Genomic DNA, 13,463 nt, shown 5'->3' on the forward strand with positions numbered 1-13,463 from the left:
GGCAAAGAGGAAGTTAGAAGGCGCTCATTATCACTTAGCTCGAGTCAAATCAGTTGGGATAACGGCACTTAAGGCGAACAGCACTTAAGATGAGCCGTTATCCCAAGCCCTTCGTTTAATTAGTCAATCGAGAGTTGAGAGACTGTTTCGGCGACATTCTCCGCGCCGGTACGAATATGACTCATCACAGCGGTGACCTCCGCTAATTGCTGCTTGCCTTGCTCGGCGATTCGTTCTACCTCATTCATCATACTCGTGGCGCTGGCGGTCAGTTGGCTGTTCTTATCCACCACAGCGGCAATCTCGCCGGTCGATTTACTGGTTCTGGCCGCCAGTTGGCGCACCTCATCGGCCACTACGGCAAAGCCTCGACCTTGTTCTCCCGCCCGAGCCGCTTCGATGGCGGCATTGAGTGCCAGTAGATTGGTTTGATCGGCTATCGCGCTGATCGTCGCGACAATCGCTTGAATGCTCTGGGATTGCTCGTTGAGTTTCAACATGGACTCAGTGGTTTTATAAGTCTGCGCCGCAATCGCGTTTGAGGTGCTTACCGTCGCGTCTAGCAACTGCACGCCGCGGTTAGCCTGCTCAACCGTGGTTTGCGAGGTGGCGTGGGCGATATTGGCCGCATCTCGGATCGCATGGCTCTTGACGATCCTCTGGGTAATGTCGCTGGCGAACTTGATCACTTTTACCACTTTGCCATTGTCATCGATCACAGGGTTGTAGACGGCTTCTAACCATACTGAATCGCCGTAGGCATTTTTACGTTCAAATAAACCTTTCTTATACTGCCCGCGCTGGAGGTCGTCCCAAAAGTGGGGGTTGTCCTGATGGAAGTTATCGAAGCAGAAGATCCTATGATGCTTGCCCTGCAGTTGCTCTTTGCTATACCCCATGGTTCTTAGGAAGTTAGCATTGGCATTGAGGATATTGCCCTCGGGGCTGAACTCGATGATTGCCTGCGAGCGTTGCAGGGCATTAAACAGCGCCGCCTGTGCATCCAGCTGGTATTTATCTTCGGTGATTACCGCCGCGGTTTTCATGATCTTAGTAATTTTGCCATCCAGCTTGATGGGAAAATAGGTTGCCCTGAGCCAGATCTCTTGACCATTTTTGTGCACGCGAGGGAATTTACCTTCCTTCGCCTGTCCTTGTTTTAATTCGCGCCAAAACTGTTGATACTCAGAGGTATTTACGTAGTCTGCTGCGCAAAATAATTTATGGTGTTTACCGACAATCTCATCCAGTGAGTAGCCTACAGCCTTCAAAAACAAAGGGTTCGCATCGAGGATGATGCCATCGGGGGTAAACTCAATCGTCGCGATACTCGCTTTGATTGAATCGACAACGGCCTCGGCTTCCCTGCGTTTTGTTTCGCTTTCTGCGAGGTCTTTACGTAGTGAAGAATTAAACACTGAATACTCCTGATGAGTGGGTTAACTCAAAGACGGCGTTGAGTGCCTAAGCTGAGCAAGTTAGACATAGTGTAAATATAGCCATGATTTTACTCGTAAGAGGCGTTACAACGAAACTTAATGCTGTGAGATAGATACCAATTATCGTCAAAATAAGATCACGCTGAGGATAAAAAAGAGCGACATGTGTCGCGCTTCAAAGGCGGAATATTTATCCAAGGCGCCGCTGCAAGCGCCTTGGATGGTGAGCCTAGATTAAGCGATTTTCTCTATCTTGGCGGGAAGTCCTTGCCGCGCCGATGCACCGCTGGCCCAGTCCACCAGCGGATAGCGCCCATGGCGGCTTGGGTCGAACAGATTCAAGTCGTTCATATTGACTCCGACGCGGATCAGCGGATTGGCGGCAATCTTTTTATCATCGATGACGATATCCCGCGCGCCTAACTCCTTATGGCCATAACCGTGTTCGATGGCAATGCAGTCGGGATGCACGCCCGCCACACATTCCACCAAGGCCACCACACTGCCATTTGGCGTGCTGATCTTGACCGTATCTCCGGTCTTGATGCCAAAACGTGCCGCGGTTTGTTCATTGATGCGCACCGGATTGTTGGGGTGCACTTGGCGCAAACGGTCCGAACCTATGCTCATCGAACTCATAGTATGCGACTTATAACTGCTGATCAGCAGCGGCCACTGTGACTTATCGAATGCTTGCTCCAAGGGTGTGCCGTTGGCGAGCGCAGGGTGATAACGCCGTGGACAGCCACTCATATATTCACCGCTCAAGCTGTTGCGCCGACTGCCGACTTCTGGGTTCCACAGCATTAAAGGTTTTGGCCAAACCTTGCTGGGGTTGCCCGCCTCGTCGCGACCCGCGCTGATATTCTCAAAGCGGCCGCCACGGGCAAATAAGTAACTGACTTTTTTGACCTCTTCGGGTTTGAGTCTGGCATTGAGTTCCGCTTGAATGCGCCCAACACCACTGAAGTACATATCTTCGGCATTGATATCGGCAACGGGTTTACCAAGGTAAGCCACGTTCGCCGCGCCGTAGAGCGAGAAATCGGCCGCGCGGCTCAAAGGATGCAAACTGCCATCTGCGGCCTTGATAGCATTGGCGCCAAAGCCGGGCAGATTAAGTTTTATCGCCACTTGGCTAAGGAAGGACTCCATACAAATCACATCGCCGTCGGCAGTTTTGGCGACCCTCGGCTCGACAATCGGCCAGCGCCCGGTGGCTTCTTTGGTGAGCGTACCGTGCCACGCGGCGCTCCAGCCCCAAGATTCATAGGTTAAGGTGTCGGGCACTATGTAGTCCGACAGCGCCGAGGTCTCATTGATAAAGCTGTCGATGCTGATAAATAGCGATAATACTTTGGGATCTTTTAATTGTTCACCAATGGCTTCGCCGAGACCCGCCTGGCCATAAATGGGGTTGCCCATATGGTTGATCCACGCCTTGAGTCGATAGGGATAACCGTGCACCGCCGCGGTTAAATGTTCGCCCAGCAGGGGCGATGATATGGGGAACCAAGGCTCCTTCGACGGATAGGGCGACTCTCCCGCTTCGATTTTACGGCGGTACTCAGAGGTTTTTTCGTAGGGGAACTTAGAGCGGGAAAGGAATACGCCCTTAGGTTCGACCATGCCGTCAAAGTCCTGCAAATTGTACCTTGGGCCAGCACCAAAGGCGGGGAAGGTGCCGCCCTTAGCCATAGCGCCGCCCTTAAGATTTAGGTTACCAATCATGGCGTTGAGCATCATGATCGCCCATGCACTGTAAAAACCGTTAGCACTCATGGTACCGCCGTGGGAAATCACCGCCGCCTTAGTGCCGTGATCTGTGAATTTGTGGGCGAGGGCGGCAATTTGCGCCTCGCTGATATCGCATTCCTTGGCGTAGTCGGCCATCTCGACGCTGCGCGCGGCTTCACTGAGCAGCTGAAAACTCGATTTCACGCTCAGCTCGCCCTTTGGCGTATTCACGCTTTGCTCAACCTCAAGTTGCGCCTTGGCGCATTGTCCGGCAGGTAGGATCTGCCCAGTAGCGGCCTCGACAACCAGTGGTGAATCCTGCTCGCCGTAAGCTTTACCTTCGAAGGGCAAGCCGAGATCACTGGCATACAAATATTGGCCGTATCTGGGGTGATTTGGCGTGCTGATGATTAAGAAGCTGGCATTACTAAAGCCTCGGTAGCCTGCTGCTTTCGCCGCCTCGGCATTGGGCGCGGTTAAAAACGCACTGGCGTAGCGCTGGTTATCGATAATCCAGCGCAACATGCCCATGGCGAGGGCGGAGTCGGTTGCGGGGCGAATGGGCAGCCAAGTATTGTTGCCCGCGCAGGGCTGGTTCGAGGTGTTGGGCAACATGGGCGACACCACCACATAACTGAATTCTCGCCCATCGACCCGAGCGTTGGCCAACTGCCGTGCTTGGCGTTTAAAAGGATTGCCCGACTGTTGCGGCGAGGTGCCGATAAACAGCAGAAACTCGCTATTGTCCCAATCGGGCTTAAGGTGAGCGTACTTTTTTAAATCGTCGAGCAGGGCACCTGCACCTGCGCGATAGGTAAAGCCGCAATAGGCGCCGTGGTTGGCAAAATTTCGTGTACCGAAACTATTGAAGGTAAAGCGTTTAATGATGACATCGCGGCCCTCATCCGAAGCGTTCGACACCAATAATTGGTTGGCCTTGGGGCCATATTCAGGATTATTGGCATCGAGTGGCGTGCTGATATCGCGAATCGCTCTTAAGCCTTCGACATGGCCTTCGCCAAATAAGTCACCGCCATCGACGACCTCGGTCAGCAGTTGCTCGAAACTAATGCTTTGCCATTGACCACTGCCGCGTGGCCCGACCCGTTTAAGGCATTGGGTGACGCGATAGGGACTATCTAGTTGTTCTAACATGGCATTGCCACGGGCGCAGGCGGTAGAGCGCCCCTGTAAGCCCTGCTCCTGATAGGCGCTTAAACCGACTAAGGCGGTTTTGATCGGGGTATCGAAGTCGATATGTTCCCGCGCCGAGAGTGGATGATAGGGATTACCGCTGATGCGGAGGATCTTATCTGTTTTATTATCGATACGGGCGCGCACGCCACACTTGGTCCAGCAGCCGAGACACATGGTATTGGCGATGCGTTGTTCATCGTTGCCAATCAGCTGGCCTGAGGTTAAATCCACTTTATATTCAGGGGCTAGCGAATTGCCATGGATGGGATCTTGGGTGGTTTTGCCTGAACTGCCATTCACGACCCCTTTGCCCATTTGCGCTAAGGTATGGCTGTAACCTGCGGCAAATAATCCCACGCCACCCGTCACAGCTGCGCCTTTGATAAAACGACGTTTACTCTTATCCATTACGGACTCCTTAATGCGGTAACTTTTCTTAATGCCAATGCTCTTAATTAGAGTGCTGTAGCTCACAAGGCCTGATGGGCTGAGAGTGGTTGATGGCGAATAAATTCAGACACTAACACCATCAACGCGAGCCAGAGGCCGAAGGTGCCAGCGATACCCAATAGGCCCTCTGGCCCCCATGGCAATTGATAGAAATAAGTGCCCGCGCCGTATTTAGGGTCGGTTTGCGCTTGGATAAGTACAATCCAGCGAAATCCCCATGCCAGATGCACTGCCGTTAAACTGACGACTAACATCAATACCGAGGGGAGGCGGCGCATTGCTAATACCAATGCCAGCAGGGCTAGGGTGACCAATACCCAGATGGCGGCCAGTTGCCAGCTTGGGCTGGTGTCTAATAACAACGCCGCTTCGTGCGCCGAGCCTTTATCGAATAAGGCCCAGCCGATAAGACACAGGGCGAAGAGACCAAAGCTTGCTCTGACCCATTGCAGCAACCTGTCTTGGGTGCTGGCTTGATAACCATGCAAAACACGATTGAGCAGGGTGAGAGTGCCGCAGGCCGCGAGTAGGGCACTGGTCGCCATCAATGGCGGCAACCAATAGGTATGCCAGAGCGGCCGCGCTTTGATCGCCATGGTTTCCATTCCGGTATAAAGCGCAATACTGCAGGCGCTTAGGCTAGCAATCAGTGCGATTGGCTTGATCCATTTATCGCTATCCCAGTCTCCTAGGCGGATAAGTTGCGCAATACGCCTCACCCAATCTTGGGACGATTCCCCTTGTGTCGAGGCTTTAGTTGGCAAGTATTGGCGCAGTAAGAGCCAAGCAAAAAGGGCGCTCGTACCGGAAAATATCGGCAGTAAAAAGGCGCCGTACCACATCCACGAATGCGGTCTGATTTGGGCGTAGAAATGCCATGCCCGCAGCGGTTGGTGTAGGTCTGCAAGTAGCGCAATCGGCGCGACTATGCCAGCGGTAAGCATCAAACAGGCGCAGAGCTTGAGTAGTCTGGCATCGGTTTGTTTCGCACTAAATAAATGTATGGTTGCCACCCACACACTGGCGTAGGCCAAACCCATCAAAAAGAAGTACTGCACTGCCCAGGGCAGCCAAGTGATGGAGATATCTGGGGTAAAGATTTCTTTAATGACCATGGTGGATCTCCTCGCCAGTGTCTGTCAGTAGGGTGCGAACGGGGGCTTGGCCGCTGATCCTGTGTTCGAAGGCGCTGTTCATGCCGATGTAAAACACTCTAGGTGCCGTGTTGGCATCGGGCTTGAGCACCTTGATATCCGCTTGATTCGCTTTGAGTAGCTGGCTGATGTGGCTGTGAGGATCGTTCAGATCGCCAATCACCCTTGCTTCGCCAACGCAGGTTTCGACACAGGCGGGTAAGAGTCCTGCTTCGAGCCTGTGGGCGCAGAAGGTGCATTTATCGGCGGTGTTGGTCTCATGGTTGATAAAGCGGGCATCGTAGGGGCAAGCCTGCACACAGTATCCACAGCCGACGCACCATTCGTTGTTGACGACCACAATGCCATCTGGGCGTTGGAAGGTGGCACCCGTGGGGCAAATCGGGATGCAAGGCGGGTTTTCACAGTGGTTACACAGTCTTGGCAACATCAAAAATGCGGGTGGTGTGCTGGCATCCTGTTGCGACACTTCGTATTGCTGCACTGTGGTACGAAATTGCCCCAAGGGCGGCAGGTTTTCGAAGGTGCACGCCACGGTACAGGCCTGACAGCCGACACAGCGACGCAGGTCAATCACCATGCCGTAGCGTTTGCCCGTAGCTGCAGCTTGAGTCGGTTGGGCTTGCACTTGCACGACGGGAATGAGCGCGGCGCCGACGCTCACACTGGCCATTTTTCCGAGAAACTGACGTTTACTCTTGTCCATAGGAATTTCCTTCACTCTTACAGATAAAACGGGTCGAAAGACTTAAGGTTTAGCGTTAGGCGCATTCTGTAAAAGGCGGGGTGGCATCTCTATAGTGGTTTTCCACATATCGGATAGGGACTTGATCTAGCGCAACAAATATCAGTTAGAATGACCTCTCAAAAAATAGGGTTTATGATTTAGCAACAAAATGGATGCAATCCTAGGGCTAAGGAGTATGGGCACAGTGTTGAGTGTTGTCGTATCAACTGTCGTATCAAGCGTCGTATCCGTATCAAACAATGGCAATGGCTGGAGCTGGGGCAGGCTATCGGGAGTGAGGCTCATCATCGCCTTATTTGGCCTGTTGAGTTTGAGTGTGGTGGCCGAAGAATCGGCAGCTCAAATGGCGCAGACTGGTGTATTAAGCTTAGCGCCTGCCGCGCAGCAGATGGATGATGCCGCGAACTATCAAGTGGTCGATGTGGGCGTATTGGCGATTCGAGGCTACAAGGGCACCATCAATCGTTGGCAACCGCTGATGGGGTGGCTTGAGTCACAAATTCCCAATAGTTACTTTAGGTTGCATCCATTAAGCCTCGAAGAATTAGCCAGAGGGGTTGAAACCGAGGCTCTCGATTTTGTCATCACTAATCCTGGGCAATCTGTGATGCTGGCGCGGCAGTATTCACTCTCTTGGCTCGCCACCCTACGAAGCCCTATCAATAATGGTGCGGCCATGCAGGTGGGGTCGGCGCTGGTGGTGAGGGCCGATTCACCCTATAAAACTTTATCCGATCTCAAAGGCAAGCGCCTTGGCATAGTCTCCAAAAATGCCTTCGGTGGTTATCTCACTATGGTCTACGAGGCGCAGCTAAAGGGCATAGATTTAATCCATTTAGTGGGGGATATCATTCCCTTAGGCTTTCCGCTCGATAACTTGGTTTATCAGCTTGGCGGTTCAGGTCAGCAGGGTGGGACAAGTGAGCTTAGTGGTACAGATGAACCAAGCGTTAAAACATCAAGCGGTAAGGCTCCAAGCGTTAAAGCTCTAGGCTTAGATGCGGCGATTGTGCCTGTCTGCCAACTTGAGCAAATGCAGGCCGAAGGCTTGATTAACATAAAGGATTATCGGGTGCTCGATAATCAGGCGCCCGTTGGGTTTCATTGCCAAGTGTCGAGTCGGCTCTATCCCAACTGGTCGATGGCTAAGACCAATCGTGCGATACAAACCTTAGCCAAGCAGGTGACTCAAGCCCTACTGGCCTTACCCGAAGACAGCCCCGCCGCGAGAGCCGCCGAATCCGCGGGTTGGACTACGGCCGTGAGCCAACTTGCGATTGATCAACTGCTTAAAGATCTCGATATGCATCCCCTGCAAACCCCGTGGTGGCAGCGAGCGTGGCAATGGGTGAAGCTGCATCAGCATTGGGCTTGGCTAGCGTTGGCGATTTTAGTACTGCTCAACGTGTACCATTTCTGGCTCGAATATCGCTTTAGCCGCCGTGGCCGTGAGTTGATAAACACCCAGCGACAACTCAGTGAAAACCGTGCCCTGTTGGAACATGCCCAGCGCATCGCGATTGCGGGGGAGTTAGGGGCGAGTCTATCCCATGAACTCAATCAACCGCTGGCGGCGATTGGCCATTATTGCCATGGCGCCGAGGTGCGTTTGCAGCGTGGAACCCGTCCTGAAGAGTTACAGGCTGTGCTGAACTTAATTCAGCAAGAGGTCAGCCGCGCCGACAGTATTATCAGCCGTTTGCGTAACTTATTGAAAAAGCGGCCAGTCTCCAAACAACCTTTATATTTGCACCAACTTGTGAACGACACTGCGCCGCTGCTCGCCTATGAGCTGGAGCAGCATCAGATCCAGCTTTCCACCAATATCAGTGGCGAAGCCTATCAATTGCCCTTGGATGAAGTCGGCATGCAGCAGCTACTGCTCAACCTATTGAAAAATGCCGCCGATGCCTGTGTGCAGCGTCAGCAGGCTGAGCTTGACCCGGCAAAACCCTATCTGCCCACAATCGATATCGATCTTAGGTATCTTGAGCGTAAGTTACTGCTCACTGTGACAGACAATGGCACTGGGCTGACCGAGGATGCCAATCTGCTGATGCAAGCCTTTTATTCAACTAAGTCCGAGGGCTTAGGGCTAGGGCTGGTGATTTGCCGTGATATCGCCGAGAGTCATGGTGGCCGCTTTAGCCTAGAAACCGCTTTAAGTGGCGGCTGCCAAGCGCAGGTATCCTTACCCCGTAAGCTAGATGGAGCACCAGTATGAGCCACGAATTGCCCGTGTATTTAATCGATGACGATGAGTCGGTGCGCCGCTCGCTGCGGTTTATGCTCGAAAGCTATGGCTTGAATATCCACGATTTTGATAGCGCCGAGGCGTTTTTTGCCGCCATCGACTTGAGCGAGCCGGGCTGTGCCTTAGTCGATGTGCGTATGCCGGGCCTTAGCGGGCCGCAGTTACATGCGCAATTAGTGCAGCATAATAGTCCGCTGGCGGTGATTTATCTTACCGGCCACGGCGATGTGCCCATGGCGGTGGAGGCGCTAAAACTCGGGGCGGTGGATTTTTTCCAAAAGCCCGCCGATGGCGCTAAGCTCGCGGACGCGGTAGTGAAAGCGCTAGAGCATGCCAAGGCATATCACCAAAATAATCAATATCTTCAGACTTATCAGGCGCTCACACCGCGTGAGCGGGAAATCCTCATTCTTATCGCCAAAGGCTATAAGAATCAGGAGATCGCCGATACGCTGTGCATCGCCATGCGCACGGTCGAGATTCACCGCGCGAACTTAATGAAAGGCATGCAGGTCGGCTCGCTCGCCGAGATGATGTTAATTTATGGCCGCATCGCCGATCGCCTTCCCTCCGCATAAAACTCACCTTTCTTGGGACGAATTGGCGTATCCTTGGCCGTTTGATGTGAGCTAACGCATTCAGCCCTAGGTGCCGAATTGCCAAGGCTCGACGATTGCCTTATTTTAGGGGCTTACTTTTAAGGCCAAGACTTTTAACATCCCGATTTTTGAAGTCTAATGCCGCTTTTGGACAACCTTATCGTTCGCTTTGTGCATAAGGTCTCCCGTTTGGATAAGGAATGAAATGCCAAGCTTGATTCGTATTGTGCTGATTGATACGCACCTTCCGGGCGTTGTGGAACTCGCCCTCAATGGCCATACCAATATTTGTGGTACTAACGCCTCGGGCAAAACCACTCTGCAACGCTTAGTGCCGGTATTTTATGGCGAATATCCTAGCCGCGTGGTGCCTTCAACCCGTGACAGTTTCGAGCGTTGGTACTTGCCACACGATTCAAGCTACATCATTTACGAATACCAAAAGGCCGATGGCTTGCTCTATCAAGCTGTGCTGGCGTCGGCGGGCGATGGCAAAGGGGTGAATTACCGCTTTATCGCTAAAGGTTTTGAGTTAAGCGATTATATTAAATCGCAAAATGGTGACACTATTCTTTGCCACACCATGGCGGAACTGGGCCGCGATTTAAAACGCCAAGGTATTGCCACCACTAACTTGCTTAACACCCGCGAATACCGCGCGATTATTCAAAACGATCGCACTTTGTTAAGTACGGGCAGCAACCGCAGTGAACTGCGAGCCTATGCGCACCAATTCGCCCTGTGTGAAGGTGAGCATTCACTGCGCCATATCGAAAAACTCGCCAAGGCGGTGCACTCGAAAGAAGGCAAAATGGAAACGGTCAAATCCATGATCGCCGCCATTTTGGAAGAAGACGGGGTGAATCCACCTAGCTCACGCCTCAATCCGCAACGTGTCGAGGCGTGGATCCGCGAGAGTCAGCTTATCCAAGGCTTTGAAGTGATCCGCCCCGAGTTTGAAAAGCTCGAGCAGGAATTTAACCAATTACTCAGCGCCGAGATGCGTCTCTCGAGCCTGTCCCGTGGTTATCGCAACGACGAAAGCCTAGAAGCCGATCGTTTAGAGATCCAACAAACCCTGTCTAAGGAGCTGAATCTAAAGCTTCGAATGTTGGACGACGAATGGAAAGAAGTGCGTGACGAGCTAAACCTCGACCTATCCGCCGCCAAGGGCGACGTGGCCAAGTGCGAGTACGAACTCGATGCGATTGAAGATCAGCACGGCGCCTTTTTAGATGCCAATATCGAGCAAGCTAAGGCCGACTTGGACATGCTGCCAAACTGGCGCGCTGATATGGAAAACTTAAGCGAGCGCCATAAATTACAAACCGAAAAGCACCAAGATATTGAAGCGGCTTACAATGCCCGCCGCAGTAAAATTGGCGAGCAGTTAAACCGCGAGCTTGAAGGCTTACACGCGGATCAAGACAAGCAACGCGAAGCGCGCGATAAGCAGCGTGAAGTGGCAAGAGCCGATCTCGATGCCCTCGAAGCCCAATGGCGCAGCCAAATGGATGCGGGCAAGGCAAGCTTTAGCGAGCAGGAATATCAATTCAAACTCAATGCCGCCGAGCTTAAATTACGTGTCGATGGTGTGACCTACACCGAGGAAGAAAAGTTAAGCCTAGCGATTTTTGACGAGCGGATTCACCGCGCCGACGAAGAGCAAGAAAGCTGTAACGCTAAGGTGGAACGTTTAAGTAGCGATGAGCGTAAGCTGCGCGCCAAACGCGACCAAGCCAACGAAGCGCTGCGTATCGCCAGCCTGCGGGTTAACGAACGCCAAACCGCGCTCGATGAACTGCACCATATGCTGTTCCCGCAGTCCCATACCTTGCTCGAGTTTCTGCGCAAGGAAGCCCAAGGTTGGGAGCAGAGTCTGGGTAAAGTGATTGCCCCCGAGTTGCTACATCGCACCGATTTACATCCGAGCGTGACCGGAACGAGCGACACCCTGTTTGGGGTGCATTTGGATCTTAAAGCCATCGATGTGCCTGAATATGCCGCCTCCGAGCAGGAACTGCGTATTCGTTTAAGCAAGGCCGAAGAGGCGCTGCAAAGCGCGCAGGAATTACAGGCCGAGGCCGAATCACAGCTGGTGGCGATTAACGGTGAGCTGGATAAACTCAGCCGTGAACTCACCTTTGCCCGCACGGCTTACAAAAATAGCCGCGATGATTTACGTCGTCTGTTCGATGAAAAACGCAGTGAGCAGGACAAGATCAACAAGGCGCTGGCCGAGCGTAAAGCCTTTGCCCAGCAGCGCTTAACTCAACTCGATGGCGAGCTAAAGCAGCTTAAGCATCAACATCAGCTCTGGCTCGAAGAGCAAAAAGAGCAGGCGCTCGAAGCGCGGATGGAAAAACAAGCCTACTGGCAGGAAGTGATTGGTGCGCTCGACAATCAACTCGGGCAAATCAAGGCGACTATTGATGCTCGCCGCGAAAGCGCTAAGGCTGAGCAGAAAGCCTGCGAAACCTGGTACAAAAACGAGCTTAAGTCCCGCGGTGTGGATGAGGACAATATCCTTAAACTCAAGCAACAAATCCGTGAGCTTGAAACCAAAATCAGCCGCGCCGAGCAGCGCCGCAGTGAAGTATTGCGCTTCGACGATTGGTATCAACATACTTGGTTGCTGCGTAAGCCTAAGTTGCAGACCCAATTGAGCGACGTAAAACGTGCCGCCTCGGAAATCGATCAGCAGCTTAAAGCCAAGACTCAAGAAGTGAAGACTCGCCGCCAACAACTCGAGACCGACCGTAAGGCCTCGGATGCGGCGCAAATTGAAGCTTCTGAAAACTTAACCAAACTGCGCGCCGTGATGCGTAAGTTGGCCGAGTTGAAACTGCCCGCCAACAATGAAGAAGCCCAGGGTAGCCTAGGTGAGCGTTTGCGTCAGGGTGAAGATTTACTGCTAAAACGCGATTATTTGATGGGCTCGGTTAAGCAATATGTGGAGCATTTTGACTCTGTAATTGCCAGCAAGTCAGGCTCAGGTTTAGCCGAGACTTGGGAGCGCGCTCGCGAAGAATCGAGCTTTATCAATGACAAAGGTATTCGCCTGCTGGATTACCGCAAGCTAGTGCCACAGCTTGAACAGTTACTCAATGTGATTGTGCCGCAATCGATTATGGCGCTGCGTGAACAGGGGCGGATCTTCGGGGTCGACTTAACTGCCTTCTACGATGTACTTGCCGATATCGACCGTCGCATCGCCTCCCAGAGTGCGCGCATTACCCGCGAAGTGGGCGAGGAGTTATTCCTCGATGGCGTATCCGAGTCAGCGGTTCGTATTCGCTCTAAGATCAGTGAATTAGAGTTTTGGCCTGAGCTTGAGCAGTTCGTTAAAGCCTTCAAACAGTGGAAGGCCGACGGCTTTAATGGTCTGCCCGATGAGGAATACACCAACAGTATGCGCCGCGCCTTGGATATTATTGGCCGCGCGGCCTTAACTGGCGGCATTTCTAAGTTGCTTGAAATCGAGCTGCGCCTCAAAGAGGGCAATAGCGACCTGATTATCCGCACCGACAGACAGCTGAACGAATCCTCGAGCCACGGTATGGCTTATTTGATCCTGTGTAAGTTCCTGTTGGCATTCACGCGCTTGTTACGTGGCCGTGCCGACGTCACCATTCACTGGCCGATCGACGAGCTGGGCACGCTGCACCACACCAACGTGAAGAAGATTTTCGATGCCTGTGGTAACAACAATATCAGCGTGTTAGGCGCCTTCCCGAACCCAGAGTCAGAAGTGCTGAACCTGTTCGAGAACCGTTACATTATTAATAAACAAACCAAGAAGTTGCAGGTGGTGAAGCCCAAAGCCAATCCGATTGCCGATATGTTGAGTAAACGCCTGAGCAAGGAGGCCATCTAATGAGTGCT

Annotated in this window: 7 protein-coding genes; 3 read left to right on the top strand and 4 right to left on the bottom strand. The window is 52.7% G+C overall.

Annotated features, from left to right (window positions below; translation table 11 throughout):
• Nucleotides 1-119: 119 nt before the first annotated feature.
• The 4 genes from SHEWMR4_RS21205 to dsrO all read right to left on the bottom strand — a co-directional run bounded on the left by SHEWMR4_RS21205 (nucleotide 120) and on the right by dsrO (nucleotide 6,683).
• Entirely contained in the window at nucleotides 120-1,418 is a 1,299-nt protein-coding gene (locus SHEWMR4_RS21205; RefSeq protein WP_011621431.1) for a methyl-accepting chemotaxis protein, read from the bottom strand.
• A gap of 255 nt (nucleotides 1,419-1,673) precedes the next feature.
• Nucleotides 1,674-4,781: a tetrathionate reductase subunit A gene (locus SHEWMR4_RS03315; RefSeq protein ID WP_011621432.1), complete on the bottom strand. Its 3,108-nt coding sequence runs from the start codon at nucleotides 4,779-4,781 to the stop codon at nucleotides 1,674-1,676.
• 62 nt (nucleotides 4,782-4,843) lie between these two features.
• Nucleotides 4,844-5,938, bottom strand: coding sequence for an NrfD/PsrC family molybdoenzyme membrane anchor subunit (gene nrfD / locus SHEWMR4_RS03320; RefSeq protein WP_011621433.1), 1,095 nt, complete (start codon nucleotides 5,936-5,938; stop codon nucleotides 4,844-4,846).
• On the bottom strand, nucleotides 5,928-6,683 hold the full coding sequence (gene dsrO / locus SHEWMR4_RS03325; protein ID WP_011621434.1) for a sulfate reduction electron transfer complex DsrMKJOP subunit DsrO: 756 nt from the start codon (nucleotides 6,681-6,683) through the stop codon (nucleotides 5,928-5,930). The genes nrfD and dsrO overlap by 11 nt, the downstream gene beginning before the upstream one ends.
• 217 nt (nucleotides 6,684-6,900) lie before the next feature.
• On the opposite strand from dsrO, the gene SHEWMR4_RS03330 reads away from it, so the two are divergent.
• From SHEWMR4_RS03330 to SHEWMR4_RS03340, 3 genes are all read left to right on the top strand, one after another.
• Nucleotides 6,901-8,949: a PhnD/SsuA/transferrin family substrate-binding protein gene (locus SHEWMR4_RS03330; protein ID WP_011621435.1), complete on the top strand. Its 2,049-nt coding sequence runs from the start codon at nucleotides 6,901-6,903 to the stop codon at nucleotides 8,947-8,949.
• Nucleotides 8,946-9,557: a response regulator transcription factor gene (locus SHEWMR4_RS03335; RefSeq protein WP_011621436.1), complete on the top strand. Its 612-nt coding sequence runs from the start codon at nucleotides 8,946-8,948 to the stop codon at nucleotides 9,555-9,557. The genes SHEWMR4_RS03330 and SHEWMR4_RS03335 overlap by 4 nt, the downstream gene beginning before the upstream one ends.
• 226 nt (nucleotides 9,558-9,783) lie before the next feature.
• Nucleotides 9,784-13,455, top strand: a complete 3,672-nt coding sequence (locus SHEWMR4_RS03340) for an ATP-binding protein (protein WP_011621437.1) — start codon at nucleotides 9,784-9,786, stop codon at nucleotides 13,453-13,455.
• Nucleotides 13,456-13,463 lie beyond the last annotated feature (8 nt).

The sequence above is a fragment of the Shewanella sp. MR-4 genome (assembly GCF_000014685.1).
Classification (GTDB): Bacteria; Pseudomonadota; Gammaproteobacteria; order Enterobacterales; family Shewanellaceae; genus Shewanella.